This is a genomic window from Dactylosporangium sp. NPDC000244 (assembly GCF_040300725.1).
Lineage (GTDB): Bacteria > Actinomycetota > Actinomycetes > Mycobacteriales > Micromonosporaceae > Dactylosporangium.
In genome coordinates this window covers 116,306-141,906 of record NZ_JBEPEH010000024.1, presented here as the reverse complement: position 1 = coordinate 141,906, position 25,601 = coordinate 116,306, and the positions used below count along the sequence as shown (strand labels likewise).

Genomic DNA, 25,601 nt, shown 5'->3' with positions numbered 1-25,601 from the left:
GATGTATCCAGGGGCCGACGGCCCGAGGCCGCGGGGACTTCGGCCCTGCCCGCGCGCCGGAGAACGGGCGACGCTTGGGCCATGACCACCATGAGCCTTTCCGCGCAGACCGAGCTCGCCCCGTGGCGGGGATTCCGCGGCGGGCGGTGGCGCGACGAGGTCGACGTCGCCGGCTTCATCCGTGCCAACGTCCGGCCCTACACCGGCGACGGGAGCTTCCTCGCCGGCCCGACCGAGCGGACCACGCACATCTGGGGCCTGCTCACGGCGATGTTCCCGGCCGAACGCAAGCGGGGCGTCCACGACGTCGACCCGCGCACGCCCGCCTCGATCACCTCCCACGCGCCCGGCTACATCGACCGGGACCGGGAGCTGATCGTCGGGCTGCAGACGGACGCGCCGCTGCGCCGGGCCATCATGCCCGCCGGTGGGCTGCGCATGGTGAAGAACGGCCTGCGCGCGTACGGCTACGAGCTCGACCCGCTCGTGGAGGAGTTCTTCACCCGGCACCGCAAGACCCACAACGACGCCGTATTCGACGCCTACACGCCGCAGATCCTCGCGGCCCGCAAGGCGGGCGTGATCACCGGGCTGCCGGACGCCTACGGCCGCGGTCGCATCATCGGCGACTACCGGCGGGTGGCGCTCTACGGCGTCGACTTCCTCGCCGAGGCCAAGCGGCGGGACAAGGCCTCGCTCGAGCACCGCGCGGCGACCCCGGACGTGGTGCGCGACCGGGAGGAGCTCGCCGAGCAGCTGCGGGCCCTCGCCGAGCTCAAGGCGATGGCGGCGTCGTACGGCTTCGATATCGCCGGACCCGCGCGGACGGCCCGCGAGGCGATCCAGTGGCTGTACTTCGGCTACCTCGCGGCCGCCAAGGAGCAGAACGGCGCCGCGATGTCGCTCGGGCGCACCTCGACGTTCCTCGACGTGTACCTCGAGCGCGACCTCGCCGACGGCACGCTGAGCGAGGCGGGCGCCCAGGAGCTCGTCGACGACTTCGTCATCAAGCTGCGCATCATCCGCTTCCTGCGCACGCCCGAGTACGACCAGCTGTTCTCCGGCGACCCGACGTGGGTGACGGAGTCGATCGGCGGCATGGGCGGCGACGGTTCGACGCTGGTGACCCGGACCTCGTACCGCTACCTGCAGACGCTGTACAACCTCGGACCGGCGCCGGAGCCGAACCTGACGGTGCTGTGGTCGCCGGCCCTCCCGGAGCCGTTCAAGCGCTTCTGCGCGAAGGTGTCGCTGGACACCAGCGCGATCCAGTACGAGAACGACGACCTGCTGCGGCGGTACAGCGACGACGACACCGCGATCGCGTGCTGCGTCTCGGCCATGCGCGTCGGCAAGGACATGCAGTTCTTCGGCGCCCGGGTCAACGTGGCCAAGGCGCTGCTGTACGCGATCAACGGCGGGCGCGACGAGATGTCCGGCGTCCAGGTGGCCCCCGCGGCCCCGCCGGTCGCCGGGGACGTGCTCGACTACGCCACTGTCCTCGCCGCCTACGACCGCACGCTGGACTGGCTGGCCCGCACCTACGTCGACGCGCTGAACATCATCCACTACATGCACGACAAGTACGCCTACGAGCGCCTCGAGATGGCGCTGCACGACTATCCGGTGCGCCGGTTCCTGGCCTGCGGCATCGCGGGCCTGTCGGTCGCGGCGGACAGCCTCGCGGCCATCAGGTACGCGACCGTGCGGCCGGTGCGCGACGAGACCGGGCTCGTCGTCGACTACACCGTCGAGGGGGAGTACCCGGCCTTCGGCAACGGCGACGAGCGCGCCGACCGGATCGCCGTGTGGCTCGTGGACACCTTCATGGGCAAGGTGCGCGGCAACCCGGCCTACCGCGACGCGATCCACACCCAGTCGGTGCTCACCATCACCTCGAACGTGGTGTACGGCAAGCACACCGGCAACACCCCGGACGGCCGCCGCGCCGGTGAGCCGTTCGCGCCCGGCGCCAACCCGATGAACGGCCGCGACGTGCACGGCATGGCCGCCGCCGCGCTGTCGGTGGCGAAGCTGCCGTACGCCTCCGCGCGCGACGGCATCTCGCTCACCAGCACCGTGACGCCCGATGGCCTCGGCCGGGACGAGCGGGAGCGCACCGCGAACCTCGCCGGGCTGCTCGACGCCTACATGGGCGCGGGCGGGTTCCATCTCAACGTCAACGTGCTCGACCGGGAGACGCTGCTGGACGCGATGGCGCATCCGCAGCGGTACCCGCAGCTGACGATCCGGGTCTCCGGCTACGCGGTGAACTTCGTGAGGCTCACCCCCGAGCAGCAGCGCGACGTGCTCGGGCGCACCTTCCACGGCTCGCGATGACCACGGGCCGGGTGCACTCCTGGGACCTGTCCACCGGTGTGGACGGCCCCGGGACCCGCTTCGTCGCCTTCCTGGCCGGGTGCCCGCTGCGCTGCCTGTACTGCCAGAACCCGGACACGTGGCACATGCGCGACGGCCGGGAGTCCACCGTGGACGGTCTGCTGTCGACGGTGCGCGGATTCGCCGGGTTCGTGCGGGCGGCCGGCGGCGGGCTCACGGTCAGCGGCGGCGAGCCGCTGCTCCAGCCGCGCTTCACCCGGGCGCTGCTCGCCGGCGCCCGGGAGCTGGGCCTGCACACCGCGCTCGACACCTCCGGCGCGCTCGGCGCCCGCGCCGACGACGCGCTGCTGGACGCCACCGACCTCGTGCTGCTGGACATCAAGCGCTGGAACCCGGCCGGATACCGGCGGCTGACCGGCGGCGAGCTGCGGCCCACGCTCGACTTCGCCGACCGGCTGGCCCGGCGGGGGACGTCGATGTGGCTGCGGTACGTCCTGGTGCCCGGCGTCACCGACGACCTCGACGAGATCGGGGGCCTGGCCGCCTTCGCGGCCGGGCTCGGCACCGTGGAACGCGTCGACGTCCTGCCGTTCCACCGGCTCGGCGCCGGCAAGTACGACCGGCTCGGCCTGCCGTTCCCGCTGCGCGACACCGAGCCACCCTCCGCCGGGCTGCTCGAGCGGGCCCGGGCCCGGTTCCGCGAAGCCGGACTCGAAACCCTGTAGCCGAACGTATCGGGAGCACGTCATGGTGGCGATCCAGTACATCGACCGCGCGCCGGCGAGGAGCGCGAACGAGCCCGGGCGGCTGCTCATGCGGGCCGCCCTGGCCGCCCAGGAGGCGCCCTCGCCCGGCGGCACCCGGCCGTGGCGCTGGCGGATCGACGGCGACCGGGCGGCCCTGTTCGAGGACACGCGGCGGCGCACGCCCGACGACCGCGACGGCCGCATCGCCACGATCAGCTGCGGTGCCTCGCTGCACCACGCCCTGGTCACACTGGCGGCCGACGGCGCCGGAGCGTCGGTCCAGCGGTTCGCGGCCGACGGCGATCCCGGCCTGCTGGCCCTGGTGCGCTACACCGGCCCGGCCGCCCACCGTCGCCGCACCGACCGGCTCCACCGCGCGATCGCCGTGCGGCACACGGACCGGCGCCCGTTCGCCGACGCCCCGCTCGGGCCCGGCCGCGTCGCGATGCTGCGGGCCGCGGCGGAGCGCGCCGGTGCGGCGCTACGGCCGCTCGAGGACCCGGCGGCGTGGGCACTGCCGGGGCATCCGGGCCGGTACTTCGCCGTCACGGCCCCGGGCGACTCCCGCCGCGACCTGCTGATCGCCGGCGAGGCGACGTCGGCGGTGCTGCTCACCGCGGCCGCGGCCGGGCTCGTCACGTCGGTGGAGCGGTTCGCGGCCGCCCCGCACCCCGGCGCCGGCCCGGCCGTGCTGCTCGGCCTCGGCGTCGCCGGCCGGCTCGGCGCCCTCGGTGTCAGTCGTGGCCGCGGCCGTTGTCCTGCGAGCTGAAGTTGCCGGTCCAGGCGGCCTTGGCGCCGGAGTCGCCGATGCGGTACATCCCGTAGACGCCGGCCACGCCCGCGACCAGCGCGAGCACCGCCACCACGCTCGTCACCGCGCTCGACAGCGGGGCCAGGTAGGTCCGGCGCCCGGCGACGGCCCGGGCCTCCCGGTCCCGCCACCAGACGATGAGCGCCAGCACCGCGATCGGGACGGCGTAGAAGATCGCGGTGTCGCCCAGCTCGGCGTGCGTGTGCACCAGCTCGCCGCTCGGCACCCGGCGCTCCAGCCACTCGCCCGCGTCGGTGGTCAACGGCACGAGCAGCACGACCAGCACCGCCAGCACGGCGTTCGGGCCGGCCAGGCGGTGCCGGGCGGCCGGCCATACCGCGGTCAGCACGAGCAGCAGCGCCGACAGCGGCAGGAGCACGACGATGGCGTGGACGAGCAGAATGTGCGCGGGCAGGCCGTTCAAGGTGGTCATGGGGTCCTCGCCGGGAGCCGGATGTTCTGACCGGCCAAGGTTAGGAAGCCGATTCTTCGAGTTCTCCCATGTGCGGTCCGCAGACTGGCCGGCGTGAACGAGATCGGCCCGCCGGCGGCCGGCCGGGTGCGCCTGGCCGGGCGGCGCCGCCCGCCGCCGCCCCCGCCGCGGCACGGGTGGCGGGCGGTGGCATGGGCGGCCGCGGCGGCGAGCGTGCTGGCGGTGCTCGCCCTGTGGGCGTCCGACGGCGGATACCGGGAGGAGCCGCTCACCGCGCTGGGCCGGGTGACCGGGCTGGTCGGCTCGGATCTGCTGGTGCTGCAGGTGCTGCTGATGGCCCGGATCCCCTGGGTGGAGCGCGGCTTCGGCCAGGACGCGCTGGCCCGCTCGCACCGGCTCGCCGGGTTCGGCTCCTGCTGGCTGATGCTCGCCCACGTCGTGCTGATCACGGCCGGCTACGCGCGCACGGGCGGCGACGGCCTGCTCGGCACCGGGTGGGACCTGGTCGTCACGTACCCCGGGATGCTGCTGGCCGCGGCCGGGACGCTGCTGCTCGTGCTGGTCGTGGTGCTGTCGGTGCGGGCGGCCCGGCGCCGGCTGCGCTACGAGTCCTGGCATCTGCTGCATCTGTACGCGTACCTCGGCATCGGCCTGGCCCTGCCCCACCAGTTGTGGACGGGCGCCGACTTCACCGCCTCGGCGGCAGCCACCGTCTACTGGTGGGGCCTCTACTCGGCCGCGCTCCTGGCCGTCGTCGTCTTCCGGCTCGGGCTGCCCCTGTGGCGCTCGGCGTACCACCGGCTCCGGGTCCACCACGTGGTCGCCGAGGCGCCAGGGATCGTCTCGGTGTACCTGCGCGGGCACCGGCTCGACCGGCTGCCCGCCCGGGCCGGCCAGTTCTTCCTCTGGCGCTTCCTCGACGGTCCCGGCTGGTCGCGGGCGCACCCCTTCACGCTGTCGGCCGGGCCGGCGCCGGACGCGCTGCGTATCACCGTCAAGGATCTCGGCGACGGCAGCCGGCGGGTCGGCTCGCTGCGGCCCGGCACTCGCGTGCTCGTCGAGGGGCCGTACGGGGCGCTCACCGCCGGCCGGTCGAGCGGCCGCCCGGCGCTGCTGATCGCGGCCGGCGTCGGCATCACGACCATGCGTGCGCTGCTCGACGAGCTCGCCGCGCCCGACGCCGTCCTGCTCTACCGGGTCCGGGGCCGGGCCGAGGCGGTCTTCCGGACTGAGCTCGACGACCTCGGCCGCCGCCACGGGGTCCGGGTCGTCTACCTGGAGGGGCCGCGGTCGCGGTACGGGTCGTGGCTCCCGGCCGGCCTCGACGCCCCCGGGACGCTGCGCCACATCGTGCCGGACATCGCCGCCCGGGAGGCCTACCTGTGCGGGCCGGCCACCTGGATGGCCGCCGTCCGCGCCGACCTGCGCGCGGCCGGCGTCCCCGGCGGGCGCATCCACAGCGAGGAGTTCGCATGGTGAGCATCGGGGGCCCGCGATGCGCCGGCTGACCCTGTGGTTCGCCGCGACCGTCGCCGCCACCATCCTGCTGTTCAGCTACCGCACCAGCCTCGGCGCGACCGTCGCCGCCCCGCCCGCCCCGGTGCCGGTGCCGCCCGCCGATCCGGTGCCGTCGGGATCCGCCTCCGCCGCGGCGACGGTGGCGGTGGAGGGGCCGGTGGCCCGGACCCGCTACGGGCCGGTCCAGGTCGAGGTCCGGCTGCGGGGCCGGACGATCGCCGACGTGCGCGCCGTGCGCTGGCCGAACGCCAACGACCGGGACGCCGAGATCAGCATGGCCGCCCTGCCGCGGCTGCGCGCCGAGGCCCTGGCCGCGCAGAGTGCGCACATCGACACGGTGAGCGGGGCGACGTACACCAGCGACGGGTATCGCACCTCGCTGCAGGGCGCGCTCGACCGGGCCCACGTCGGATGAGCGAGAGTGGAGGCGTGATCCGTGTACTGCTCGTCGAGGACGACCGCGAGCTCGGCGAGCTGCTCGTGCGCGCCTTCGGCAACGCCGGCTACGCCGTCGACCTGGCCCCCGACGGGCAGGCCGGCCTGCACCGCGCCCTCACCCGCGGCTACGACCTGCTGGTGCTGGACCGGGGCCTGCCCGCCATCGAGGGCCTCGACCTGCTGGCCCGGCTCCGCCGCAGCGGTGTGCGGACCCCCGCGCTGATCCTCACCGCCCTCGGCACCGTCGCCGACCGCATCGCCGGGCTCGACGGCGGCGCCGAGGACTACGTGGTCAAGCCCTTCGACCTCGGCGAGCTGCTGGCCCGGGTCCGGGCGCTGCTGCGGCGGCAACCCCCGGCCGCCGGGCACGTCGTCGCCGTCGGCACCGCCGAGTTCGACCTGATCACCCGGACCGTCACCGCCGGGGACGGCACCGTCACGACCCTGTCCGGCCGGGAGAGCGACCTGCTGCGCCTGCTCGCCGAGCACCCGAGCCGCGTGTTCAGCCGCCGCGAGATCGCCGCCGGCGTCTTTCCGGACTCCGGTACCGACACGCTGGCCGACACCTACGTCCACTACCTGCGCCGCAAGCTCGGCGCGGCCGTGGTGACCACCGTCCGCGGCACCGGCTACCGGCTGGGCCGGCTGTGAACCGGCCCGATCCCGACGGGGACCTGCTGCGGCACGCGCGGCGCACCCTGGCCGTGCGGTACACCGTAGTGATCGCGCTGATCCTGCTCGCCGTCGGCGCGGTCGCCCTGTACGTCGTGTCCCGCGAGGAGACGTCCGCCCTCACCTCCTCGGTGCGGCAGACGGCGGCGACGGAGGAGGACGTCGTCGACCCGCCCCGCGGCAGCTGGATCTTCCGGCTGGACGAGGCCGGCGCGCTCACCGCCACCGAGGACGCCCCCGCGGGGTTCCCCGACCGCGCGGCGATGGACCGGGTCCGCGCGGGCGGGCCGGCCGAGCAGACCAGCAACGGCGGCTACCTCGTGGTCACCCGCCGCCACGGGACCGCCACCGTCCAGGTCGTCGGGAGCCTCGCCGCCCAGCGGTCCGAGACCCGCCGCCTGCTCGCCGCCCTCGGCACCGCCGAGCTGCTCGGCCTCGCCGGCGCCGTCGCCGCCGGCTGGCTGTTCGCCCGCAACGCCACCGCGCCGCTCGGCGAGGCCCTGGCCCGGCAGCGCCGCTTCGTCGCCGACGCCAGCCACGAGCTGCGCACCCCGATCGCCCAGCTGCACACCCGCACCCAGCTCCTCCAGCAGGATCTGCGGGCGGGCGCCTCCGCCGCCGACATGGCGCCGGACATCGGCCGTCTCGTCGCGGGCACCCGCCAGCTCGGCGAGATCGTCGAGGACCTGCTGCTGTCGACGCACCTGGCCGGCCGCGCGGAGACCGGCGCCGAGGTCGACCTCGGCGTGCTGGCCGACGCCGTGCTCGCCGGCTTCCGGGACCGCGCCCGCGCCGGGCAGGTCGAGCTGGAGCTGCGCACCGATCCCGAGCAACCCTCGATCATCCACGGCCGGGAGGCCGCCCTGCGCCGGGTCCTCACCGCCCTGGTCGACAACGCCCTCAGCCACACCCCGCCCGGCGGCCACGTGCGCGTCGAGCTCGGCCGGCTGGACGCCCCGCCGTGCGTCCAGGTGATCGTCCGCGACGACGGCACCGGCTTCGACCCGGCGGACGCGCGGCACATCTTCGACCGCTTCGCCCGCGGCCACGACGACCACCGGCGCTTCGGCCTCGGTCTCGCGCTCGCCCGGGAGGTCGTCACCGGGCACGGCGGCACCATCGAGGCCGACGGCGTGCCCGGCGGCGGGGCGACGTTCACGATGCGCCTGCTGGTTTAGGCCCTCTCCTGGGCCGCTGGGTACCGCATTCATGCATGTGCACCCTGCCGGTCGATGCGGACCCGAGCCCGGTTAAGCTCCGCGCCGGAGGGTGGCGTACCGGACTGGAGAAGGATGACCGAAGTCCCTGTGCTCTACAGCCCCTGGTACGTCCTCGGCGTCTTCCTCGCCAACGGCATCGGGTGCGTGCTGACCGTCTTCTGCCTGGTGCGCATGACCGACGAGCGCCGCTCGACGGCCAACCGGGCGGTGCTGGTCGTCGGCGCCGCCTGGGGGCTGATCGAGACCGCCCGCGACGACGCCCTGTTCGTCCTCGCCACCGCCATCCACCTGCGCGACGACCAGGTGCAGTTCTTCCTGGCCCCCGGGCTGGCGCTGACCGTCGGCACCATCCTCATCAGCGTCGTCGTGCTGGGGGTCGCCGCGGCCTGGCCCCGGCCACTGTGGACGGTCGCCGCCGGGGTGACGGTCGGGCTGCTCACGTCCGCGATGATCGTGCAGTCGATGCTGTCGGGCCGCTCCGGCTACGTCACGTCGATCAACGCGCCCGCCGCGGTGGCGATCGCGGCCGGGCTGACGGCGGTCATCGCGACGGCGGTCTACCTGGCGACCGGCGCGACGCGGCGCTGGCGGATGGCGGGGCCGATCCTGGTGGTGGGGCTGGCCATGACCGTCGCGCAGTACCTGATGGCCGGCCAGGTGACGATCGACTTCGCCGCGACCGTCGACAACGCGGCCGGCGCTTCGCCGATCACGCTCATCTTCATCACGGTCGCGGCGTTCGGCGTGCGGATGATCGCCCTCACGCTGCTCAGCATCACCGACGAGGGCCGGGTCGAGCAGCAGTCCGAGGCGTACGAGGGCACCCGCCGGGCCCATTGACCACCGGCCGCTAGTGCGGCCCGCCGGTGGCGCCCGCGATCGCGGCCGCCGTGAGCAGGCGCTGCCGGCGGCGGGTCAGCACGGCGAAGCAGGCGGTCAGCACGACCAGGTCGAGTTCGGCCCACCCGCCGGTGACCTCGACCCGCAGCGGCCGGCCGGGCCAGCCGGCCCGCACCTCGATGCGGGCGTCGCCACGGGTCAGCGTGCCCGAGTGCCGGCCCAGGCTCCAGCGGACCGCGTCGCCACCGGGGCCCGGCACGCGGGCGCCGGCCGGGTGCAGGGTCACCACCGGGCGGCCGCCCGCGCGGGCCACCACGCCGAGGCGGCAGCGGTCGGTGGGCTCGAGCTCGAAGTCGCCCGCGTCCGTGTGCAGGGCGCCGTGGCGCATCGAGCCGCGGGTGCGCAGCGTGGCGGTCCGGAAGGCGTGGACCCCGCCCCGGCGCGCCACGGTGTGGGCGGTCGTCATGGCCCGACGGTAGAAAGCGAGGCGGGGCGGCGCATCGGCCGGGCGGGATCCGCGGTTACGACTTTGGTCGGTGGTACGGCCGCGGCAACTCCGCCTAGTCTGACCGCCGTGAGCACGACTGGACCGCTGCGGGTCGCGGCCACCGTGATCGTCGTCGCGATCGGGGGCCTCACCGCGACCGGCCTCGTGCCCGCGCACGGCCCGCTCGACATCGCGGTCGCCGTCGTTGCCGTCACGGGGGCGGTCGCGGCGCTGTTCCGCCCCGTCGGTGCGGGCCTTGCGCTCGGCGCGCTGGCGGCCCTCTCGCCGGTGGCGACGCCGGCCGCGACGTTCGCGGCGCTCAACGCGGCCCGGCGCCGTCCCCTGCGGGGCGCCGTGGCCGTGGCGGTGGCCGGGATCGCCGGGCACGCGGTGCAGGGCCGGTGGCGGCCCTACCCGGGCCTGTTCTACGGGTGGTGGCTGCTGCTCATGGCCGCCGCCTATGCCGCGCTGCTCGGCTGGGGCGTCTGGGCCCAGGCCCGCCACCAGCTGCTGATCTCGCTGCGGGAGCGGGCGGTGCGGGCCGAGGCCGAGCAGGGCCGGCGCGTGCTCGAGGCGCGGCTGGCCGAGCGCACGCTGGTCGCGCGGGAGATGCACGACGTGCTCGCGCACCGGCTGTCGCTGCTGGCGATGTACGCGGGCGCGCTGGAGTACCGCCCGGACGCCCCGCCGCAGCGCCTGGCCGAGGCGGCGGGCGTGATCCGGCTGGGCGTGCACCAGGCCCTCGACGAGCTGCGGGAGGTGATCGCCGTGCTGCGCCACGAGGACACCGGGGTCATGCGCTCACTGCCGGACGTGCCGCGCCTCGTGGAGGAGGCGGTCGCGGCCGGGCAGAGCGTCCACTTCCGCGACGAGTCCGGCGCGCCCGGGCTGGCGCCGCTGATCGGGCGCACCGCGTTCCGGGTCGTGCAGGAGGCGCTCACGAACGCGCGCAAGCACGCGGCCGGCCAGCCGGTCACCGTCGAGCTGCGCACCGAGGGCGGGATGCTCGTCGTCGACGTGCGCAACCCGGTCGGCGAGGACCTGCCGGACCTGTCCGGCTCCGGCGTCGGGCTGGTCGGGCTCACCGAGCGGGTCGGGCTCGCCGGCGGCACGCTCGATCACGCCGTGACCGCGACGGGCGAGTTCCGGCTGCGAGCGGAGCTGCCGTGCCGGACGGTCTAGTGCGCGTGCTCGTGGTCGACGACGATCCATTGGTACGGTCGGCGCTCACGATGATGCTCGACGGCGCGCCCGGCATCGAGGTCGTCGCGGCGGTGACCGACGGCGACGAGGTGCCCGCCGCGCTCGACCGGCACGCGGCCGGCGTGGTGCTCATGGACCTGCGCATGCCCCGGGTCGACGGCATCCAGGCGACCCGCCGCGCCCGGGCGCGCCCGCAGCCGCCCGAGGTGGTCGTGCTCACCACGTTCGACACCGACGAGCACGTGGTGCGGGCGCTTCGGGCCGGGGCGAGCGGGTTCCTGCTCAAGGACACCCCGCCCGAGCGGATCGTCGAGGCGATCCGGCGCGTGGCCGCCGGCGACCCGATCCTGTCCCCGGCCGTCACCCGGCGGCTCATGGCCCGGGTCGCCGCCGACGCGGCCGCGTTCGAGCGGGCGCGCGGGCAGCTGGCGGCGGTGAGCCCGCGCGAGCGGGACGTGGCCGTGGGCGTCGCGCGGGGGCTGACCAACGCGGAGGTCGCGGCGGAGCTGACCATGAGCGTCGCGACGGTCAAGGCGCACCTGACGCACATCATGACCAAGCTCGGCCTGGACAACCGCACCCAGGTGGCGATGCTCGTCCACGACGCCGGCCTGGTCTGAGCGGGGTCTATGCTCGGCCGGTGCTGACGATGGACCGGCTCAAGGTCGGGTACGGGGACCGCGTCGTCATCGAGGAGCTGACCCTCGCGGTCGAGGCGGGCGAGGGCGTGGCCCTGCGCGGCCCGAACGGCATCGGCAAGTCGACGGTGCTGCGGTGCGTCGCCGGGCTGCTCGAGCCGGCCGAGGGCGAGGTCCGGGTCGGCGGCGAGCGCGTCGACGAGCGCGAGGCCGGCTTCCGCCGGGCCGTCGCGGCCCTCCTCGAGCCGCCCGCCTGGTATCCGGGGCTGTCGGCGCGGGAGCACCTGACGCTGGTACGGATGGCCAACGCCCCGATCGCCGAGGACTGGTTCGCCGACGGGGAGCTCGCGGCCCGGCTCGGCGTGGACGGGTTCGCCGACGCCTCGCCCGGCAGCCTGTCGTCGGGCCAGCGGCAGCGGCTCGCGCTCGCGATGGTGCTCGACCGCCCGAGCCGCCTGCTGCTGCTCGACGAGCCCGAGCGCCACCTCGACCAGGAGGGGCGGGCGACGGTCGCGGCGCTCATCGACGAGTACCTGGGCCGGGGCGGGGCCGCGCTGCTCGCCTCGCACGACCCGACGGTCACCGCCGGCTGCGAGATCATCGAGCTCGGCCTCGACTGGGCCGACGAGTGAACGTCCGCCGCTGGATCCGCAAGCGGCAGCGGGCCGCCGGGGACGCCTCCGACCGGTTCGAGACCATCTACACGCTCGTGCTGCTCGCGGCGATGGTCGGGTACATGATCTGGGCCCAGGTCGCGTCCGTCCTCAGCGGCGCGACGACCGCCCCGGCCGGCGTCCGCGAGGGCGTGGTGCTCGCCGCCGGGCTCGCCTGGGCCGCGGCGCTGCTGGCCGTGACCGCCGCGCTCGGCCCGCTGTCGACCTCGGCGCCCGCCCTGCAGTGGCTGTTCACCGCCCCGCTGGACCGCCGCCCCCTGCTCGTCCCCGCGGCCGCGCAGGTGCTCGGCCTCGGCCTGCTCGCCGGGCTGGCCCAGGGCCTGCTCACCCTGACGCTGTCGACGACCGGCGCCGGCGCCGTGCTCGTCGCCGCGATCGCCGGCGGGGTGCTCGTCGTCGGGGCCGCGGCCGTCGTGCAGTCCGCGAGCCGCCGCCCGGCCCGCCGGCTCACCGCCGCCGCCACGGTCCTCGCGATCGTCGCCGCCGCGGTCGGGGTCCTCTCCGCCGTCGGCACCCCGGTCACCGCCGTCGCCGCGACCGGCCCGTGGGGCTGGCCGCTGCTGGCCGGGCGGCACGCCTGGGTCGCGGCCCTCGTCGCCGCCGCCGCACTCGTGGTTCCCTTCCTGCTCTGGTACCGCCTGAGGTCCTACACCCTCGCCAACCTCGCCGACGCCGCCCAGAGCAGCGGCGCCGCCACCGCAGTGTTCGTGACCATGGACCCCGGCCTGGCCTCGCGCGCCGCCGAGGAGCGTCGCTGGCGCGGCCGCCGGCTCGGCCCCGACCGCCTCCCGCGCCTGACCGGGAGGCTCGCCGCCACCGGCCAGGACGCGCTGCTGCTGGTCCGCTCGCCGGTGCGCGTGCTGCTGGCCCTGGCGCTGGCCACCGTCCCGGTCCTCGCGACCGGCCTGCCCGTGTCCCGCTGGGTGATCGCCGCCGCGTGGCTGCTCGCCGGCGTGGTCGCGGCCGCCTCGGCCACCGCGAACGCCCGCCGCGACCGCGACGACCCGGCCCTGGCCCGGCTGCTCGGCCTCACCGACGGCCAGCTCTTCACCGGCCGCATCGCCGTGCCCGTCGCCCTGTGCACCGTCTGGTCCACGATCGCCCTCACCGCCGTAGGCGCCCAGGCCCACGCCGGCGGCCTGGCCGTGTGGGCCCTGCTCGGCGCGTGCGCGGGCCCGGGCCTGGCCGCGGGCGCCCTGCGCTCGGCACGGCGCCGCCAGGTCCGCCACGACATCGCCCCGCTGGTGTCCCCGGCGGGCACGATGCCCACGGGCCTGCTGGTCTGGCTGGCCGGCGGCGTGGACGTGGCGGTGCTGGCGCTGTGGCCGGCCCTGCTCGCGATCGTGACCCGCCACCCGGAGACGGCCCTGGCGAACCAGATCATCTTCTCCGCGGGCGTGCTGGGCGCCATGGTCGTCGCCGCCCGCCGCGCCTGACCCACACACCGTGGAAAGGAAGTCCGTGAGCACGAATGAAGAACCGCCGTACTCGTTCAACGGCCTGCACCACACCCAGTTGGCGATCCCGGCGGGCACCGAAGACCAGATCCGGGCGTTCTACGGCGGCATCCTCGGGATGGTGGAGCTTGAGAAGCCCGCGGTCCTCGCGGCCCGCGGTGGCTGCTGGTTCCGCAGCGGCGCCCTGGAGCTGCACTTCGGTGTCGAGCAGGAATTCGTCGCGGCCCGCAAGGCGCACCCCGGCCTGCTGGTCAGTGACCTCGACGCCTTGGCGAAGCACCTGACCGAGTCCGGTGTCGAGGTGGACTGGGACGACAACTTCCCGGGCCATCGCCGCTTCTACGCGTTCGACCCCCTCGGCAACCGGTTGGAGTTCCTCGAGCCGGAGCGGACAGCCCAGCCGATCACGGCTTCGGAGGTAGCGGCGTTGCGTTCGTAGGCGCGAGCGAGGCGCCACCGTCGGGCCGGCGCGCCGGCAGACGCGGATCGTTCTCAGACGTCTGCCAACGCTGTCCGGATACGCGCGCCCAGCTCGGCGAACTGCCGCGGTGCATACTGCTCAGCTCGCGCCGGGCGAGCCGTGTGCACCGCCCGGGGTCGGGATGGCCGCCGAGCGGAACCACTCGAGCCGTTCGACCAGCAGGTCCAGACTGCCCGGCTCGGCGAGGACTTCGAGCGGGAAGCTCGGGCGCAGCTCGATCTTGGCGGCGGGGATGGCGATGCCCGGCTCTGGATCTCCGGCCGGCCCCACCGCTCCCGCCGGGCGATCTCCTGGTTCATGGACACGCCGCTGGACGCCGGCTTCGGTCGCTTCTGCTCGAACGGCTTGTTGCTCAGCGACGCGTTGTAGCCGGTCAGCGTCAAGTTGCCGATCGTGTGCACCAGGCCGGCGTGGACCTGCCGCACCTCCTCGCCGGGCTTGAGGTCCGCGGTCGGCGCGGCCTTCCAGTGGCTCGTGAAGCTCTACGGCATGACGTGCTCGATCGTCAGCGTGCCGAGGTCCACTGGCTCCTTGTTGCCGCAGGACTCCTCGAGCCAGCGCAGGACGAGCGCGCGCTGGTTCGGCCGGCCGATCGGCGAGCCGATCGGCGGACCATATCGTGCCGGGAAACGGGCGGTGATCCACCGAACGATCCAGCGGTTCCGCGTCCTGGGCTGTCCGATGCGGTACAGCGGCATTGATCACGGCCGCCGCCGGGCCGCACAATGCGCGGCGTGGATGAGGCGGAGGTGTCGCCGCGGCGGCGGTGGTGGCGGGACTGGTCGAACTGCGATCTCAGCGGGTGCGACCTCGACTTCTGCGACGGCTGTGACGGGTGCGACGGCTGCGACTGCAACCCGTTCATGCTCGGCTCGCTGCTCACGCTCATGGCGGTCGCGGCCCCGACCCGGCCGCCGCGCGCCGCCACCAGCGGTCCCGGGCGCGCGGGCATGGCCGCCATCCGCGGCTACCAGCGCTTCCTGTCCCCGCACCTGCCGTTCCGCTGCCGGCAGACGCCGTCGTGCAGCAACTACGGCCTGGAGGCGGTCCGCCGGTACGGCCTGGTCGAGGGTTCCCGCCTCACCGCCGCGCGCATCAAGCGCTGCAATCCGTCGACCCCGCGGGGCACCGTCGACCCGGTGCCGTGATCGTTTCCGGTCACGCCCCGGGGGAGCACACTTGACGCATGACGCAGTTCACGACCGGGTTTCACGGCTATGCGCGCGCCGAGGTCGACGCGTTCGTGGAGAAGGCCAACGCGGCCATCGCCTCGGGCGAGCCGGAGCGGGTGGCCGAGGCCCGTGCGGAGGCGCAGGCGGTGAGCTTCAAGGTGTCCTTCCGGGGGTACGACCAGCCGGAGGTCGACCACTACCTGCGCCGCATCGCCAAGGGCCGCCCGGACGACCGCCCCTGACCGCGATGCTCGTCACCCGGCGTGATGGAGATTGACAGGCTCCGTCGCCGTCCGCATGATCTGGGTTATGCATCGCTCGACGTACCGTGGCGTCCTGCGCCGTTACGTCGACTTCCGGCGCACCGCGAGCGCGATCTGTCGCTGAGGCGATTCTCCGCGACCCTTTCCGCCCGCACAGAAAACGAGCCGGCCCATGCCCGATCCGCTCGATCTCATCCATCTGCGCACGCTCGTCGCGATCGCCGACTGCGGCGGCTTCCACCGCGCGGCGGCGGCCCTGCGCGTGAGCCAGTCCACGGTGAGCCAGCACGTCCGGCTGCTCGAGCGGCGGCTCAAGGAGCCGCTCGTGGAGAAGGCGGGCCGCGGCGTGCGGTTCACCGTGCACGGCGAGGCGCTGCTCGTCGAGGCGCGGCGCATCCTGGCCGTGCACGACGAGTCGCTGCGCCGGCTCGAGGTGGTGGCCGAGCGGGTGATCCTGGTCGGCTGCACCGAGCACGCGGCCGACCGGATGCTGCCGCAGCTGCTGGCCGCGATGCGCCACGGCTTTCCGGGCCGCTCGGTGCGCTTCCGCATCGACCGCTCGACGCAGCTGGCCCAGGGCGTCGCGCGCGGCACCCTGGACCTCGCGGTCGTGCTGGCCGGCGCGGAGCCGCTCGGCACGCCGGTCGCGCAGCTGCCCCTGCACTGGTACGGCGCGCCCCAGTTCGCCCCGCCCGAGGGCGACGACCCGTGGCCGGTGGTGGCCTTCGAGGAGCCGTGCGGGCTGCGGCAGCGGGCCCTGCAGGCCCTCGACCTCGACGGGCGGGTGTCCACGATCACGGCCGAGGCGACCAGCCTGGACGGCGTGGTCGCCGCGGTGCGGGCCGGGCTCGGCGTCGCGCTGCTGCCCAGCACGGGTCGCACCCCGGCCGGGCTGGTGGCGCTGCCCGAGCTGCCCGACGTCGGCACGGTCGGGCTGCACGTGGCGGCGCGCCGCGGCATCGACCCCGAGCTGGAGCACGCGGCGTGCGAGGTGAGCCGGGAGTTCTTCGCCTCGCCGCGGCTGCGCAGCGTGGCCTGACCGATCGCGGAAGCCGATCGGTGCACTGCGAGAAACCGTGCTGGTTTAATTCCGATCGGGTTAGTAGGCTTTTGAGCCATGCCCGTCGAGTTCATCAGCGCCATCAACGTCAACGGCAGCAACGAGGTCAACGGCGGCGGCGACCCGGCGCTCGACGTCGCGTTCCTGCGCCGCTACGCCCGGGTCCTCGAGGACGGCGGGTTCGACTACACGCTGGTGCCGTACAACTCCACCTTCCACGACCCGTTCACCGTCGCGGCCGCGCTCACCCAGTTCACCGAGCGGCTCCGGCCGATCATCGCGCTGCGGCCCAACACGATGTATCCGACCGTCGCCGCGAAGGCTCTCGCCACGCTCGACCAGCTCTCCGGCGGCCGGGCCGTCGTGCACCTCATCGCCGGGGGCTCGGACGCCGAGCAGGCGCGCGAGGGCGACCGGCTCACGAAGGCGCAGCGGTACGAGCGCGAGGAGGAGTACATCCGGATCCTGCGGCGGGTCTGGACGTCCACGGCGCCGTTCGACCACGCGGGCGCCTACTACAGCTTCGAGGACTTCGTCTCCGTCGTCCGGCCCGTGCACGGCACGATCCCGGTCTCCGTCGGCGGCTCCTCCGACGAGGCCTACCGCGTCGGCGGCGCCCTCGGCGACATCTTCGGCCTGTGGGGCGAGCCGCTGGCCGACACCCGGGCGCAGATCGACCGCATCGCGGCCGAGGCGCGCGCGGCCGGCCGCGCGGACACCCCGCGCATCTGGGTCACCTTCCGCCCGATCGTCGCCCCGACCGATGCCCTGGCGTGGGACAAGGCCCACCGCGTCCTGGAGATCCTGCGACGGCGCCCGAACGCCGGCCGCTGGGCGGCACCGGGCGGCGCCCCGCAGAACGTCGGCTCGCAGCGCCTGCTGGAGATCGCCGCGCGGCAGGATGTGCACGATCGCGCACTGTGGACGCCGACGGCCACCGCGACCGGCGCGGCCGGGGCGTCCACGGCGCTGGTCGGCAGCTACGAGACGGTGGCCGCGGCGATCCTCGACTACATCGATCTGGGCGCCGAGCTCATCTCGATCCGCGGCTACGACAACCTCAACGACGCGATCGACTACGGCCGGTACATCATCCCGCTTGTCCGCCAGGAACTGGCCGGCCGGTCGGCGGTGCCGGCGTGACCCGGTATGTGGTCATCGGCGGCGGGGCGGTCGGCGGGCTGCTCGCCGCGCAGCTGACCCTGGCCGGCATCCCGTCCGTCCTCGTCGCCCGGGGCGCTCAGCTCGACGCGATCCGCGCCGGCGGGCTGCGCGTGCGCCGCCCGCACGGCGACGACGTGGTGCCGCTCGCGGTCGCCGGCGGCCCGGACGAGGTGCGGCTGACCGCCGGGGACGTGCTCGTGCTGGCGACGAAGGCCCAGGACGCCGAGTCCGCGCTGTCCGCCTGGGCCTGGCGGCCGGTCCACGACGGCGGGCCGGCCGCGGACCTGCCCGTCGTGACGCTGCAGAACGGGCTCGCGACCGAGGAGGACGCGCTGCGCCGGTTCGGCCGGGTCTACGGCGCGACCGTCGCCGTCGCGGCCAGCTACCTCGTCCCCGGCGAGGTGGTGAACCCGTCCCACCCGGTGGTCGGCGTGTTCTGGATCGGCCGGTACCCGCGGGGCCGCGACGACGAGCAGGAGCGCATCGCCGCCGACCTGACCGCGGCCGGGTTCGGCGTGCACAGCGTGCCCGACATCACCGCGTGGAAGGCCCGCAAACTGCTCGGCAACGTGCGCAACGGCCTGGACCTGCTCGACGGCACCGACGAGGAGAAGGCCCGGGCCGGTGCGCTGCTGACGGCGGAGGCCGAGGCCGTCTACGCCGCGGCCGGGATCGTCGCCGCCGAGGCGCTGGGGGCCGCGTCCGTGCTCACCTTCGAGCCGGTGCCGGGCCACGTGCCCGGACGCCTGTCGACGTGGCAGAGCTTCGCCCGCGGCACGTCCAGCGAGGTCGACCACCTCAACGGCGAGATCGTCCGCCTCGGCCGCCGGCACGGGGTCGCCACGCCGGTCAACGAGCGCCTCCAGCGGCTGCTCGGCGCCCAGGCCGCGGCCGGACGCCCGCCCGGCTCCCATCGCGTCGCCGAGCTGCTGGAGGTTGCGGTCGGTGCCTGAGCTCGCCACCGACCGGTCGGGCTGGCGGCCGGACGGGCCGCCGCGCGCGATCGTGCGCGCCCGGACCGTGGCCGACGTCCAGCGCACCCTCGCCGAGGCGAACCGGGACGGCATCCCGGTCGTCACGCGCGGGGCGGGCACCGGGCTCGCGGGCGGCGCGGCCGCCGGGGCCGGGGCGATCGTGCTCGACGTGTCCGGCCTGAACCGCATCCTCGCCGTCGACCCGGTCGACGGCATCGCCCGGGTCGAGCCCGGGGTCGTCACCGCCGAACTCGACCGCGCCGCGGCCGAGCACGGGCTGTTCTTCGCGCCCGACCCCGGCAGCGTCGCCATCTGCACCGTGGGCGGCAACATCGCCACGAACGCCGGTGGGCTGCGCGGCGCGAAGTACGGGGTGACCCGCGACAGCGTGCTCGCGCTGGACGTCGTGCTGGCCGACGGCACGCTGCTGCACCTCGGCCACGACACCGTCAAGGGCGCCGTCGGGCTCGACCTCGTCGGGCTGGTCGTCGGCTCCGAGGGCACCCTCGGCGTCGTCGTCGGCGCGACGCTGCGGCTCCTGCCCCGCCCGCCCCGCACGGCCACCGCGCTCGCGCACTTCGCCTCCGTGCCCGACGCCGCGGCCGCCTCCGTCGCGCTGGCCGTCGCGGGCCTGCGCCCGGCCGTGCTCGAGCTGGTCGACGGCAAGACCCTCGGCGCCATCGACGGGCTGCGCGGCACCGATCACGCCGGGCGGGGCGCGGCGCTGCTGCTGGTGCAGACCGACGGCTTCGGCGCCGAGGAGGAGATCGCGGCCGTCGCCGGCGTGCTCGGCCGCACCGCGAAGACCGTCGAGACCACCGCCGACCCCGCGACCGCCGCCGAGCTGGCCGCCGCCCGCCGCGACGCGCTGCCGGCCATCGAGGCCGGGGGACCGGTGCTCATCGAGGACATCGCGGTGCCCCGGTCGCGGCTGGCCGAGGCGGTCGACGGCGTGCACGCGATCGCGGCCGCGACCGGCGCCGACGTGTACGTCTTCGCGCACGCCGGCGACGGGAACCTCCATCCGATCCTGCGCGCGGACGCCGGCGAGCCGCAGCGGGCGGCCGACGACATCTTCGCCCTCGCGCTGGCGCTCGGCGGGACGGTCAGCGCCGAGCACGGCGTCGGCCTGCTCAAGCGGGCCTGGCTGGAGCGCGAGCTGGGCCCCGGCCCGCTCGCGCTGCAGCGGCGCATCAAGCGGTTGTTCGATCCCAACGGCATCCTGAACCCCGGAAAGGCCATCTGACATGACCCAGCCAACGGTCCTGGTGAGCGTGGACGAGCTCGCCGAGCTGCTCCCGTCCGGCCGCGTGCGGCTGCTCGACGTGCGCTGGCGGCTCGGCGGGCCGCCCGGGCATCCGCAGTACCTCGACGCGCACATCCCCGGCGCCGTCTACGCCGACCTCGACGAGGACCTGGCCGCCCCGGCCGCGCCCGCGCGCGGCCGCCACCCGCTGCCCGAGCTCGCCGACCTGCAAGCAGCCGCCCGCCGGTGGGGCATCAACACCGGCGACACCGTCGTGGCCTACGACGACAACGGCAACCTCGCCGCCGCCCGCGCCTGGTGGCTGCTGCGCTGGGCCGGCCTCGCCGACGTCCGGCTGCTCGACGGCGGCCTGCCCGCCTGGCGCGCGGCCGGGCAGCCGATCACGACCGGCGAGGAGAAGCCCGAGCCGGGCGACGTCGTCCTCACCGCGGGCGCGCTGCCCACGGCCGGCCCGGACGACGCGGCCCGCCTCGTCGCCGGCGGCGGCCTGCTGCTCGACGCGCGCGCCGCCGAGCGCTACCGCGGCGAGCCCAACGCCATCGACCCGCGCCCGGGCCACATCCCCGGTGCGGTGAGCGCGCCGACGACCGCCAACCTCGACGAGGACGGGACCTTCCGCCCGGCCGGGGAACTCGCCGAGCGCTTCGCCGCGCTGGGTGTCACCCCCGGACGGGCCGTCGGTGTCTACTGCGGATCCGGGGTGACCGCGGCACACGAGATCGCGGCGCTGAGTCTCGCGGGCGTCGAGGACGTGGTGCTGTACCCCGGATCGTGGTCGCAGTGGGCGAAGCTGCCCGACCGCCCGGTCGTCACCGGGGCCGAGCCCCAGGGCGCGCCGCTCGTGCTGCCCGGCGAGGCCCACCGCCGGGTCGAGGGCGGCGCGGTCCTCGTCGACGTGCGCAGCGCGCCGCGGCGGGAGAGCGACGGCACGATCCCGGGCGCGCGGATCCTCGACCGCACGAGGGTCGCCGCCGAGATCGGCGTCGACGGGCCGGACACGCCGATCGTCGTCGTCTGCGGCTCGGTCGACGGCTCCCGGCCGGTCGCCGAGGAGCTGATCGCGCTCGGCTACACCGACGTGGTGCACGTCGAGGGCGGGTTCGCGGCCTGGGCCGAGGCCGGCCTGCCAACCGCCCCGGGGAAGACCTTTTAGGCCGCGTGGAGGCGGGCGAACGCGCTGCGGTGGAACACGAGCGGCGGGGTGTCCCGGTCGGCGTCCAGGGCGTGCACGCGCAGCAGCGCGATGTCGTGGTCGCCGGCCGGGATCTCGCGCTCGACGCTGCACTCCAGCCACGCGCAGGCGCCGTCGAGCAGGATCTCGCCGCCGCGGGTCGCCCGCCAGGTCACGCCGGCGAACCGGTCGCCGCGGCCACTGAGCTGCCGGCCCAGGTGGGCCTGGTGGGCGGACAGCACGCTCACCCCGAGCCGGGCCGAGCGGCGCAGCCGCGGCCACGTGCTCGAGGCGCGGCCGATGCAGACCGAGACGAGCGGCGGGTCCAGCGACACCGAGGTGAAGGAGCTGGCGGCGAGCCCCACGGGCACGCCGTCGACCAGCGCGGCCACCGCGGTCACACCGCTGGGAAAGGCGCCGAAGACGCGGCGCAGCTCGGCGGAGTCCATGCCGCAATCCTATCTCGCCGGTGTGATTTGAGATCGCGCCGATCGATCGGGAATCCCGGTCGGTGCCGAGTGCCGATTCGCATTGGACGTAGGGAGAATTTCCTATCAAGCTGATAGGTATGATAGGAGATGCCGAGCACGACGCCATTCCGTCGGCCGCCGCACCGGAGGCCGAGTTCATCAGCCTGTCGCACCTGAACCCGTCGACGGAGCTGAACCCGGTGCCGGGCCGCGGTATCGACCTGCCGTTCTTCCGGCGGTACGTCCGCGCGCTCGAGGATGCCGGGTACGACTACACGCTGCTGCCCTACGGGGCGGCCGGCGCCGACTCGTTCGTCGTCGCGAGCGCCGTCGGGCAGCTCACCGAGCGGCTCCGGCCGATCGTCGCGCTGCGGCCCAACACGACCTTCCCGACCGTCGGCGCGCAGAAGCTCGCCACGCTCGACCAGCTCACCGAGGGCCGCGCGGTGGTGCACCTGATCTCCGGCGGCAGCGACGCCGAGCAGGCCCGGCAGGGCGACTACCTGCCGAAGGAGCGGCGGTACGCGCGCACGTCGGAGTACATCGACATCCTGCGCCGATCGTGGACCGAGACCGCCCCGTTCAGCCACGAGGGCGAGTTCTACCGCTTCGACGACTTCGGCCCCGGCTTCGCGCCCTACGACGGCCCGATCCCGATCTCCATCGGCGGCCAGTCCGACGAGGCCTTCGCCGTCGGCGGCGCCCAGGCCGACATCTTCAGCTTCTGGGGCGAGCCGCTCGCCGACCTGCGCACCGAGATCGACCGCGTGCACGACATCGCGCGCGCGGCCGGGCGCACCACACTGCCGCGCATCTGGGTCACGTTCCGCCCGATCATCGACCGGACCGACGAGCTGGCCTGGCGGAAGGCGCAGCGGTACGTCACCCTGATCGCGAAGAACTTCGCCCGCTCCACCGCCGAGCCCCAGAACGTCGGCTCGCAGCGGGCCCTGGCCTTCGCCGAGCGCTCCGAGCTCTACGACCGGGCCCTGTGGACCCGCACCGCGGCCGTCACCAACGCGGCCGGCGCCTCGACCGCCCTCGTCGGCTCGCCGGAGACGGTCGCGGCCGCGATCCTCGACTACATCGACCACGGCGCCTCGCTGGTGTCGATCCGCGGCTACGACACCCTTGCCGACGCGGTCGACTACGGCAAGCACGTGCTGCCGCTCGTCCGCCAGGAGCTCGCGCACCGGCGCGCGACCGGGCGGCGCGGCACCCTGCAGGCCGAGCACCCCGGCAACTACGCGCCGGAGTACGCGCGATACGCCACGGCGGGGCAGCCATGAGCCTCGACCTCTCCGAGGAGGCGCTGGCCAAGGTCACCGCCGAGATCGCCGTCACCGCCGCGCAGTTCGACCGCACCGCCGAGCTGCCCTGGCCTGGCCTGTGGGCCGCCCACAACGCCGGCCTCCTCACCGCCTCGGTCGGGCGGCAGTTCGGCGGCCCCGGCGCCGGCCCGCGCGAGGTCGCCCGCATCCTCACCGCGATCGGCGAGGGCGACGCCTCGGTCGGCCTGCTCGCCGCGAACACCCTGCTGACCCACGCCGCCCAGGCCGCCGGCCCGACCTGGCCGGCGGAGACCTACGACGACCTGCTGCGGCGCTCGAAGGACGGCCCGGCCCTGGTCAACGCGATCCGCGCGGAGCCCGAGCTCGGCGCGCCGGCCCGCGGCGGGCTGCCGAAGACCACCGCGACCCGCACCGGCGGCGGCTGGGTGCTCAACGGCCGCAAGGCCTACGCCACCGGCGGCGCCGGGCTGGCCTACCACGTCGTGTGGGCGGTCGCCGACGAGCCGGACGGCGATCCCGATCGCCCGCGCGTCGGCCACGTCGTCGTCGCCGGCGACCGGCCCGGCATCACCTGGGTCGACACCTGGGACCACCTGGGCCTGCGCGCCTCCAACACGCACGACGTCGTCTACACCGACGTGCACGTGCCCGCGGACGCGTTCGTGGAGATCCCCCGCGGCCCCGACGGCGTGTACCGCGACCCGGCCGCCGCGGCCGGCCCCGGCAGCTTCGGCCACCCGGCGCTCTACATCGGCGTGGCCCGGGCGGCCCGGGCCACGTTCGCCGCCTTCGCCCGCGAGCGGGTGCCCGCGGCCCTCGGCCGGCCGATCGCGCAGACCGAGCGCATCCAGGCCGTCGCCGGCGAGATCGACCTGCAGATCGTGACGGCCGAGACCCTGCTGCACGGCGCGCTGCTGCGCCTCGAGGCCGGCGACCGCTCGATCCTGCCCGAGCTCTCCGCGGTCAAGGTGGCCATCGCGCGCGCCGTGATCGCCGCCACCCAGACCGCCGTGGCCGCGCTGGGCAACCCCGGCCTGTCCCGGCACCACCCCCTCGAACGGCACCTGCGCGACGCGCTGTGCATCCGCGTCCACCCGCCGCAGGAGGACACCGTCCTGCTGGCGAGCGGCCGGCGAATCCTGAACCCCGAGAAGGACTGATCTCATGCGCAAGCTGACACTGCTCGCCACCACGGCCGCCGCGGCGCTGGCCCTGGCCGCGTGCGGCGGCACGTCGCCGGCCGGCGACGGGGACGGCGGCGGCACCCCGAAGTCCGGCGGGACGCTCAAGGTGTCGTTCTGGCCCGACAACGCGACGCTGCCCTGCATCGACCCGTTCCAGGTGTACTGGATCGAATCCCGCTCCATCATCCGCAACTTCGCCGACTCGCTCACCGACCAGGACCCGAAGACCGGCGAGATCGTGCCCTGGCTCGCCACGAGCTGGCAGATCAGCCCGGACGGGCTCACCTACACCTTCAAGCTCCGCGACGGCGTCACCTTCGCCAACGGCAAGAAACTCGACGCCCAGGCGGTCGCCGACAACGCCGCCGGCTGGATCGCCACCGTGAAGGCGACCAACGGGGCCGCGTACGGCGCCTCCTACGTCCAGGGGCTCACCGGCGCCGACGTCGTCGACCCCGGCACCGTCGCGTTCCACCTCGCCAAGCCCAACTCGTCGTTCCTGCAGGCCACGTCGACCACCAACCTCGCCATCACCGACCCGGCCGAATACCAGCTGACCCCGGCCGAGCGCTGCACCGGCAAGGGAGTCGTCGGCTCCGGGCAGTTCGTGCTGGACCACTACACGGCCAAGGTCGAGACGGTGCTCACCAAGCGGGCCGGCTACGCGTGGGGCTCGGCCCTGGCCAAGAACCAGGGCGAGGCGTACCTCGACAAGGTCGTCTTCACCTACGTCGCAGAGGACAGCGTCCGCACCGGCAACCTCGTCAGCGGCGCGATCGACATCGCCTGGCCGCGCAACCCGTTCACGCCGCAGGACGAGCAGCTCATCCAGCGCTCCGGCGACAAGGTCGAGCAGCGCGCCCTGCCCGGCGTGGCCTACACCCTCTTCGCCAACACCGCCGACGGCAAGGTGCTCAGCGACCCGGCCGTGCGCAAGGCCCTCAACCAGGCCGTCGACCGCAAGACCTACGCGACCACCGTCTTCGGCGCCAGCTACCCGGTGGTGCAGGGCGCGTTCGACTCCACCACGCCCTTCTTCACCGACAAGTCCGCGAAGCTCGGCTACGACCCCGACGCGGCCCAGAAGACCCTGGAGGCGGCCGGCTGGACCGCCGGCCCGGGCGGCATCCGCACCAAGAACGGCGCCCAGCTCACCATCGACTACCCGATCACCAGCGCCACCCCCGGCGCCGAACTGTTGCAGGCCCAGCTCAAGAAGGTCGGCATCAACCTGAGCCTGCGCACCCTCACCACCGCGCAGACGACCACGTACCTGCCCAACGGCGACTACGACTTGACCGGCACCTACTTCACCCGGGCCGACCCCGGCGCGCTGCAGTTCATCCTCAACCCCGACGTCGCCAACTCCAAGGCCCTCGCCCGGCGCTCGGCCTCGCCCGACGGCATCGCGAAGATCCAGGCCCTGTTCGCCCGGGCGATCCAGAGCACCGACGCCGCCCAGACGAAGCAGGCCTACGCCGACCTGCAGGACTTCCTGCTCGACGAGGGCGTCACGTTCCCGCTGTTCGAGCGGGTGCAGAAGGCCGGCGTCAGCGGCAAGGTCCACGGCTTCGCGTTCACCTCGGAGAGCTTCCTCAAGCTCAACGACGTCTGGAAGGACTGACC

General features: G+C 74.9%; 28 protein-coding genes and 2 pseudogenes. 24 read left to right on the top strand and 6 right to left on the bottom strand.

All coding sequences use genetic code 11. From position 1 onward, the window contains the following. Window positions 1–81 precede the first annotated feature (81 nt). Genes pflB through ABT369_RS32275 form a run of 3 tightly spaced genes read left to right on the top strand, consistent with a single transcriptional unit; the run spans window position 82 to window position 3,855 of the window. Complete coding sequence (gene pflB / locus ABT369_RS32285) at window positions 82–2,340, top strand: formate C-acetyltransferase (protein ID WP_502891845.1); 2,259 nt, start codon at window positions 82–84, stop codon at window positions 2,338–2,340. Beyond that, window positions 2,337–3,065 (top strand): pyruvate formate-lyase-activating protein, encoded by a 729-nt coding sequence (pflA, locus tag ABT369_RS32280; RefSeq protein WP_350617694.1) that lies wholly within the window; start codon window positions 2,337–2,339, stop codon window positions 3,063–3,065. The genes pflB and pflA overlap by 4 nt, the downstream gene beginning before the upstream one ends. 22 nt (window positions 3,066–3,087) lie before the next feature. Next, the gene (locus ABT369_RS32275) at window positions 3,088–3,855 is read left to right on the top strand and encodes a hypothetical protein (RefSeq protein ID WP_350617693.1); all 768 of its coding nucleotides are present in this window, start codon (window positions 3,088–3,090) and stop codon (window positions 3,853–3,855) included. Here ABT369_RS32275 and ABT369_RS32270 read toward each other — a convergent pair. Further along, window positions 3,821–4,330 (bottom strand): DUF2231 domain-containing protein, encoded by a 510-nt coding sequence (locus tag ABT369_RS32270; RefSeq protein ID WP_350617692.1) that lies wholly within the window; start codon window positions 4,328–4,330, stop codon window positions 3,821–3,823. The two genes, ABT369_RS32275 and ABT369_RS32270, sit on opposite strands and share 35 nt — an antisense overlap. A 93-nt stretch (window positions 4,331–4,423) precedes the next feature. Between ABT369_RS32270 and ABT369_RS32265 the strand changes: the two genes are divergently transcribed. The 5 genes from ABT369_RS32265 to ABT369_RS32245 all read left to right on the top strand — a co-directional run bounded on the left by ABT369_RS32265 (window position 4,424) and on the right by ABT369_RS32245 (window position 9,018). Further along, complete coding sequence (locus tag ABT369_RS32265) at window positions 4,424–5,809, top strand: ferredoxin reductase family protein (protein WP_350617691.1); 1,386 nt, start codon at window positions 4,424–4,426, stop codon at window positions 5,807–5,809. Window positions 5,810–5,825: 16 nt separating this feature from the next. Then, window positions 5,826–6,263, top strand: a complete 438-nt coding sequence (locus ABT369_RS32260) for an FMN-binding protein (protein ID WP_350617690.1) — start codon at window positions 5,826–5,828, stop codon at window positions 6,261–6,263. A 14-nt stretch (window positions 6,264–6,277) separates the two neighbouring features. Next, complete coding sequence (locus ABT369_RS32255) at window positions 6,278–6,937, top strand: response regulator transcription factor (RefSeq protein WP_350617689.1); 660 nt, start codon at window positions 6,278–6,280, stop codon at window positions 6,935–6,937. Continuing rightward, complete coding sequence (locus tag ABT369_RS32250; RefSeq protein WP_350617688.1) at window positions 6,934–8,136, top strand: sensor histidine kinase; 1,203 nt, start codon at window positions 6,934–6,936, stop codon at window positions 8,134–8,136. Before ABT369_RS32255 ends, ABT369_RS32250 begins: the two co-directional genes overlap by 4 nt. A 114-nt stretch (window positions 8,137–8,250) precedes the next feature. Further along, window positions 8,251–9,018 (top strand): hypothetical protein, encoded by a 768-nt coding sequence (locus ABT369_RS32245; protein WP_350617687.1) that lies wholly within the window; start codon window positions 8,251–8,253, stop codon window positions 9,016–9,018. A gap of 10 nt (window positions 9,019–9,028) precedes the next feature. Here the strand turns inward: ABT369_RS32245 and ABT369_RS32240 are convergent, their stop codons facing one another. Next, complete coding sequence (locus ABT369_RS32240; RefSeq protein WP_350617686.1) at window positions 9,029–9,484, bottom strand: hypothetical protein; 456 nt, start codon at window positions 9,482–9,484, stop codon at window positions 9,029–9,031. Between the two features lie 108 nt (window positions 9,485–9,592). Here ABT369_RS32240 and ABT369_RS32235 point away from each other — a divergent pair, with 108 nt between their 5' ends. The 5 genes from ABT369_RS32235 to ABT369_RS32215 are packed head-to-tail and all read left to right on the top strand — an operon-like array spanning window position 9,593 to window position 13,916. Further along, the gene (locus ABT369_RS32235) at window positions 9,593–10,687 is read left to right on the top strand and encodes a sensor histidine kinase (protein ID WP_350617685.1); all 1,095 of its coding nucleotides are present in this window, start codon (window positions 9,593–9,595) and stop codon (window positions 10,685–10,687) included. Continuing rightward, window positions 10,672–11,328 (top strand): response regulator transcription factor, encoded by a 657-nt coding sequence (locus ABT369_RS32230; RefSeq protein WP_350617684.1) that lies wholly within the window; start codon window positions 10,672–10,674, stop codon window positions 11,326–11,328. Before ABT369_RS32235 ends, ABT369_RS32230 begins: the two co-directional genes overlap by 16 nt. A gap of 29 nt (window positions 11,329–11,357) precedes the next feature. Beyond that, the gene (locus tag ABT369_RS32225) at window positions 11,358–11,978 is read left to right on the top strand and encodes an ABC transporter ATP-binding protein (protein WP_350617740.1); all 621 of its coding nucleotides are present in this window, start codon (window positions 11,358–11,360) and stop codon (window positions 11,976–11,978) included. Then, window positions 11,975–13,456, top strand: coding sequence for a DUF6297 family protein (locus ABT369_RS32220; RefSeq protein ID WP_350617683.1), 1,482 nt, complete (start codon window positions 11,975–11,977; stop codon window positions 13,454–13,456). Before ABT369_RS32225 ends, ABT369_RS32220 begins: the two co-directional genes overlap by 4 nt. A 25-nt stretch (window positions 13,457–13,481) precedes the next feature. Further along, complete coding sequence (locus ABT369_RS32215; protein WP_350617682.1) at window positions 13,482–13,916, top strand: VOC family protein; 435 nt, start codon at window positions 13,482–13,484, stop codon at window positions 13,914–13,916. A gap of 120 nt (window positions 13,917–14,036) precedes the next feature. On the opposite strand, the gene ABT369_RS32210 is transcribed toward ABT369_RS32215, so the two are convergent. The 3 genes and pseudogenes from ABT369_RS32210 to ABT369_RS32200 all read right to left on the bottom strand — a co-directional run bounded on the left by ABT369_RS32210 (window position 14,037) and on the right by ABT369_RS32200 (window position 14,656). Beyond that, on the bottom strand, window positions 14,037–14,228 hold the full coding sequence (locus ABT369_RS32210) for a hypothetical protein (RefSeq protein WP_350617745.1): 192 nt from the start codon (window positions 14,226–14,228) through the stop codon (window positions 14,037–14,039). Window positions 14,229–14,257: 29 nt separating this feature from the next. Next, window positions 14,258–14,359 (bottom strand): annotated as a pseudogene (locus ABT369_RS32205) (GmrSD restriction endonuclease domain-containing protein); the annotation flags it as partial. 81 nt (window positions 14,360–14,440) lie between these two features. After that, window positions 14,441–14,656: a hypothetical protein gene (locus ABT369_RS32200; protein WP_350617681.1), complete on the bottom strand. Its 216-nt coding sequence runs from the start codon at window positions 14,654–14,656 to the stop codon at window positions 14,441–14,443. A gap of 36 nt (window positions 14,657–14,692) precedes the next feature. On the opposite strand from ABT369_RS32200, the gene yidD reads away from it, so the two are divergent. The 8 genes and pseudogenes from yidD (at window position 14,693) to ABT369_RS32160 (ending at window position 21,011) form a co-directional block, all read left to right on the top strand. Beyond that, on the top strand, window positions 14,693–15,106 hold the full coding sequence (gene yidD, locus ABT369_RS32195) for a membrane protein insertion efficiency factor YidD (protein WP_350617680.1): 414 nt from the start codon (window positions 14,693–14,695) through the stop codon (window positions 15,104–15,106). A gap of 38 nt (window positions 15,107–15,144) precedes the next feature. Then, the gene (locus ABT369_RS32190) at window positions 15,145–15,372 is read left to right on the top strand and encodes a DivIVA domain-containing protein (protein WP_350617679.1); all 228 of its coding nucleotides are present in this window, start codon (window positions 15,145–15,147) and stop codon (window positions 15,370–15,372) included. Between the two features lie 193 nt (window positions 15,373–15,565). Next, window positions 15,566–16,432 (top strand): LysR substrate-binding domain-containing protein, encoded by an 867-nt coding sequence (locus ABT369_RS32185; RefSeq protein ID WP_350617678.1) that lies wholly within the window; start codon window positions 15,566–15,568, stop codon window positions 16,430–16,432. 78 nt (window positions 16,433–16,510) lie between these two features. After that, complete coding sequence (locus tag ABT369_RS32180) at window positions 16,511–17,596, top strand: LLM class flavin-dependent oxidoreductase (RefSeq protein ID WP_350617677.1); 1,086 nt, start codon at window positions 16,511–16,513, stop codon at window positions 17,594–17,596. Then, on the top strand, window positions 17,593–18,570 hold the full coding sequence (locus tag ABT369_RS32175) for a ketopantoate reductase family protein (protein WP_350617676.1): 978 nt from the start codon (window positions 17,593–17,595) through the stop codon (window positions 18,568–18,570). The genes ABT369_RS32180 and ABT369_RS32175 overlap by 4 nt, the downstream gene beginning before the upstream one ends. Further along, a complete protein-coding gene (locus ABT369_RS32170) occupies window positions 18,563–19,837 on the top strand; it encodes an FAD-binding oxidoreductase (protein WP_350617675.1) in 1,275 nt (424 codons plus the stop codon). The genes ABT369_RS32175 and ABT369_RS32170 overlap by 8 nt, the downstream gene beginning before the upstream one ends. 1 nt (window position 19,838) lies before the next feature. Next, window positions 19,839–20,696, top strand: a pseudogene (locus tag ABT369_RS32165) (sulfurtransferase); the annotation flags it as partial. Between the two features lie 3 nt (window positions 20,697–20,699). Further along, window positions 20,700–21,011, top strand: a complete 312-nt coding sequence (locus ABT369_RS32160; RefSeq protein WP_350617739.1) for a rhodanese-like domain-containing protein — start codon at window positions 20,700–20,702, stop codon at window positions 21,009–21,011. On the opposite strand, the gene ABT369_RS32155 is transcribed toward ABT369_RS32160, so the two are convergent. Next, window positions 21,008–21,478: a flavin reductase family protein gene (locus ABT369_RS32155; protein ID WP_350617674.1), complete on the bottom strand. Its 471-nt coding sequence runs from the start codon at window positions 21,476–21,478 to the stop codon at window positions 21,008–21,010. The two genes, ABT369_RS32160 and ABT369_RS32155, sit on opposite strands and share 4 nt — an antisense overlap. A 119-nt stretch (window positions 21,479–21,597) precedes the next feature. On the opposite strand from ABT369_RS32155, the gene ABT369_RS32150 reads away from it, so the two are divergent. Genes ABT369_RS32150 through ABT369_RS32140 form a run of 3 tightly spaced genes read left to right on the top strand, consistent with a single transcriptional unit; the run spans window position 21,598 to window position 25,599 of the window. Then, a complete protein-coding gene (locus ABT369_RS32150) occupies window positions 21,598–22,788 on the top strand; it encodes an LLM class flavin-dependent oxidoreductase (protein WP_350617673.1) in 1,191 nt (396 codons plus the stop codon). Beyond that, window positions 22,785–23,951, top strand: a complete 1,167-nt coding sequence (locus tag ABT369_RS32145) for an acyl-CoA dehydrogenase family protein (RefSeq protein ID WP_350617672.1) — start codon at window positions 22,785–22,787, stop codon at window positions 23,949–23,951. Before ABT369_RS32150 ends, ABT369_RS32145 begins: the two co-directional genes overlap by 4 nt. 4 nt (window positions 23,952–23,955) lie before the next feature. Continuing rightward, complete coding sequence (locus ABT369_RS32140) at window positions 23,956–25,599, top strand: ABC transporter substrate-binding protein (protein ID WP_350617671.1); 1,644 nt, start codon at window positions 23,956–23,958, stop codon at window positions 25,597–25,599. Window positions 25,600–25,601: the final 2 nt, after the last annotated feature.

Bases quoted from the DNA above. Each gene is read 5' to 3' on its own strand.
- pflB (WP_502891845.1), top strand. From the start codon at position 82: ATGACCACCATGAGCCTTTCCGCGCAGACCGAGCTCGCCCCGTGGCGG.
- pflA (WP_350617694.1), top strand. From the start codon at position 2,337: ATGACCACGGGCCGGGTGCACTCCTGGGACCTGTCCACCGGTGTGGAC.
- ABT369_RS32275 (WP_350617693.1), top strand. From the start codon at position 3,088: ATGGTGGCGATCCAGTACATCGACCGCGCGCCGGCGAGGAGCGCGAAC.
- ABT369_RS32270 (WP_350617692.1), bottom strand. From the start codon at position 4,330: ATGACCACCTTGAACGGCCTGCCCGCGCACATTCTGCTCGTCCACGCC.
- ABT369_RS32260 (WP_350617690.1), top strand. From the start codon at position 5,826: ATGCGCCGGCTGACCCTGTGGTTCGCCGCGACCGTCGCCGCCACCATC.
- ABT369_RS32245 (WP_350617687.1), top strand. From the start codon at position 8,251: ATGACCGAAGTCCCTGTGCTCTACAGCCCCTGGTACGTCCTCGGCGTC.
- ABT369_RS32240 (WP_350617686.1), bottom strand. From the start codon at position 9,484: ATGACGACCGCCCACACCGTGGCGCGCCGGGGCGGGGTCCACGCCTTC.
- ABT369_RS32225 (WP_350617740.1), top strand. From the start codon at position 11,358: ATGGACCGGCTCAAGGTCGGGTACGGGGACCGCGTCGTCATCGAGGAG.
- ABT369_RS32200 (WP_350617681.1), bottom strand. From the start codon at position 14,656: ATGCCGCTGTACCGCATCGGACAGCCCAGGACGCGGAACCGCTGGATC.
- ABT369_RS32190 (WP_350617679.1), top strand. From the start codon at position 15,145: ATGACGCAGTTCACGACCGGGTTTCACGGCTATGCGCGCGCCGAGGTC.
- ABT369_RS32185 (WP_350617678.1), top strand. From the start codon at position 15,566: ATGCCCGATCCGCTCGATCTCATCCATCTGCGCACGCTCGTCGCGATC.
- ABT369_RS32180 (WP_350617677.1), top strand. From the start codon at position 16,511: ATGCCCGTCGAGTTCATCAGCGCCATCAACGTCAACGGCAGCAACGAG.
- ABT369_RS32155 (WP_350617674.1), bottom strand. From the start codon at position 21,478: ATGGACTCCGCCGAGCTGCGCCGCGTCTTCGGCGCCTTTCCCAGCGGT.
- ABT369_RS32150 (WP_350617673.1), top strand. From the start codon at position 21,598: ATGATAGGAGATGCCGAGCACGACGCCATTCCGTCGGCCGCCGCACCG.
- ABT369_RS32145 (WP_350617672.1), top strand. From the start codon at position 22,785: ATGAGCCTCGACCTCTCCGAGGAGGCGCTGGCCAAGGTCACCGCCGAG.
- ABT369_RS32140 (WP_350617671.1), top strand. From the start codon at position 23,956: ATGCGCAAGCTGACACTGCTCGCCACCACGGCCGCCGCGGCGCTGGCC.